The following is a 2,469-nucleotide window of genomic DNA, read 5'->3' as shown; positions in this document are numbered from 1 at the left end:
CGGTCGGCACGCTTTGGCTATGGGGTTTTGTGTTCTGGGGCTGCCAGGGGGTGAACAGCTTGAGAAGCGTGTATTGGCCCGATCGGGTCGATGACGTTCTTTGCGGGCTGGACAGCAGAGCTTTTTGAGGCGTTCCGGTGTGCGCTTGTCCGACGGGGAGCGATCGCCATTCGACACGGCGCACGCCATCCCGTTGGCCGCCGCTGGGTTGAAGAGGCCATATGACTGAGCGAGCCATGCCGGGTCATGGCGCATTCTCCCGGTTCGTTACCATCGTATTTGGCGGTCCGCGGGGCTGACGCCAGCGTTGGAACACCTCGATGACAATCATGGGTCCGCCGCAGCACGGGCATGGCGGGTGAACGTCCGACGGGTCTTCGGCTGTGGCGTGATCGGGCGGCGGGGCGGCGTTCAGAAGCTCGCGGGCACAGGCGATGTTGGCCTTGCGTGCGCTGCCAGCGAGCAGGCCATAGTGCCGAATGCGATGGAAGCCGCGCGGCAGAACATGCAGCAGGAAGCGGCGGATGAACTCGTCGGCGACGATGGTCATGACCTGCTGTCGGTCGGCGCCGGAGCAGCGGTAATTCTTGTAGCGGAAGGTGACGCTGGTCTGGTCGAAGGCGATAAGGCGGCTGTTCGAGATCGCCACACGGTGGGTGTAGCGCGAGAGATAGGCGAGAACGGCTTCAGGGCCGGCGAAGGGCGCTTTGGCATAAACAACCCACCGCTTCCTTCGGACCGGCGCAAGGTGGCGCAGGAAGACACGCCGGTCGCTGAGACCCGCCAGCTTGCCGAAGAAGACGAGCCTTCCAGCACCATGGAGTTCGAGCAGCCGGGTCAGGAACAGGCGCCTGAACAGTGCGCCCAGCACCCGCACCGGCAGCAGGAAGGTCGGGCGTGACGATATCCATTGTCCGGCCGGTGTGAGGCCGCCACCGGGCACGATCATGTGGATGTGCGGATGGTGGCTCATGGCCGATCCCCAGGTGTGAAGCACCGCGGTGATGCCGATGCGGACGCCCAGATGTTTTGGGTCGGCAGCGATCGTCAACATCGTCTGGGATGCCGCCTTGAACAGCAGGTCGTAGACCAGTGCCTTGTTGTGGAAGGCAATGTCGGCGATCTCGGCGGGCAACGTGAACACCACATGGAAGTATCCGACAGGGAGAAGATTGGCCTGCTGGGCTTCCAGCCAGGCGTGTGCTGCAGCGCCCTGGCACCTCGGACAGTGCCGGTTGCGACAGGAGTTATAGGCGATCCGCTGGTGCCCGCAGTCAGAACAGGCTTCAACGTGGCCGCCGAGAGCTGCGGTGCGACAGGTCTCGATCGCAGACATGACCTTGAGCTGGTCCAGGCTCAGATGCCCGGCATGGGCAGCGCGATAGGCAGGCCCGGCCGCTCGGAAGATATCGGCGACCTCGATGGTGGCGCGCACTCGCTCAGCCGTCGGGCGACTTGCCTTCCATCAGCGCCATCAGTCGATCAAGAGGGCCGGCGACCGCGTGGATCGTTCGAGTGGACACCTTGGCGTAGAGCGCGGTCGTCTCAAGCTTGCTGTGTCCGAGCAAAACCTGGATGACGCGGATATCGGTGCCATCTTCGAGAAGATGGGTGGCGAAGCTGTGCCGTAATGTGTGCGGACTGACACGCTTATGGATCCCGGCCACTTCGGCTGCTTCCTGCACCGCGCGATGCAGCTGTCGTGACGAGATCGGATCCGTGCGGCTACGCCCTGGAAACAGCCAGCCATGAGGCAGCATCACGCCACGCCGCTTTCCTTCGCGCCACCACAGACGCAAAAGCTCCAGCAGTTGCGGCGAGAGCATGGCGTTGCGGTCCTTGCGTCCCTTGCCCTGTTCGACACGGATCAACATGCGGGTCGAGTCGATATCGTCGATCTTGAGATGCGCGACCTCGGAGACACGCAGGCCCGCGCCATAAGCGACCCCCAGTGCGGCCTTGTACTTGATGCCTGGCGCGGCCTCGAGCAGACGTGCGGCTTCCTCCACGCTCAGAACGTCGGGCAGCTTGCGCGGATTGCGGGTGATCACCAGAGTGCGCGACAGATCTCGCCGGTTCAGCGTCACCGTGAACAGAAAGCGCAGCGCGGAAACCGTGCTGTTGATCGTCGCCGGACCCACACCGGTCTCATGCTGATGCAGTTGGTAATGCCGTATGTCTTTGGCGGTAGCGCTGTCGGGAGGACGCCCGAGGAAGGCAGCAAAGTTCCGGACGTGCCGCACATAATCCTGCTGCGTATGGGCGCCCAGGCCCCGCATCACCATATCTTGCTGCATCCGTTGACGCAGCGGTGTGATCGGGGCATTGGTCTGATAGGTCGTCATGGTGAGTTCCTCCTGTTGAAAGGAACGCCATGTTCGGACCCCAGCCTCTAGCTGCCCAGAGCCTCAGACGAATCCATCAAGTCTCACCACGCGCGTCCCTCCCGCGAAGCGGGTTCGTGCATGG

Annotated in this window: 2 protein-coding genes; both read right to left on the bottom strand. The window is 63.2% G+C overall.

Features of this window, described 5'->3' with window-relative positions; translation table 11 throughout:
• Positions 1-244: 244 nt before the first annotated feature.
• The gene (locus ABID37_RS26190) at positions 245-1,435 is read right to left on the bottom strand and encodes an IS91 family transposase (RefSeq protein WP_354199895.1); all 1,191 of its coding nucleotides are present in this window, start codon (positions 1,433-1,435) and stop codon (positions 245-247) included.
• A 4-nt stretch (positions 1,436-1,439) separates the two neighbouring features.
• Positions 1,440-2,345, bottom strand: a complete 906-nt coding sequence (locus tag ABID37_RS26185; RefSeq protein ID WP_354199894.1) for a tyrosine-type recombinase/integrase — start codon at positions 2,343-2,345, stop codon at positions 1,440-1,442.
• Positions 2,346-2,469 lie beyond the last annotated feature (124 nt).

It is taken from the genome of Aquamicrobium terrae, from assembly GCF_040545735.1.
Taxonomy (GTDB): Bacteria; Pseudomonadota; Alphaproteobacteria; order Rhizobiales; family Rhizobiaceae; genus Mesorhizobium; species Mesorhizobium terrae_A.
This window is presented reverse-complemented; position numbering and strand designations above follow the sequence as displayed.

Excerpts from the sequence above, each read along its gene's own strand:
- ABID37_RS26185 (WP_354199894.1), bottom strand. The coding sequence starts at position 2,345 with ATGACGACCTATCAGACCAATGCCCCGATCACACCGCTGCGTCAACGG.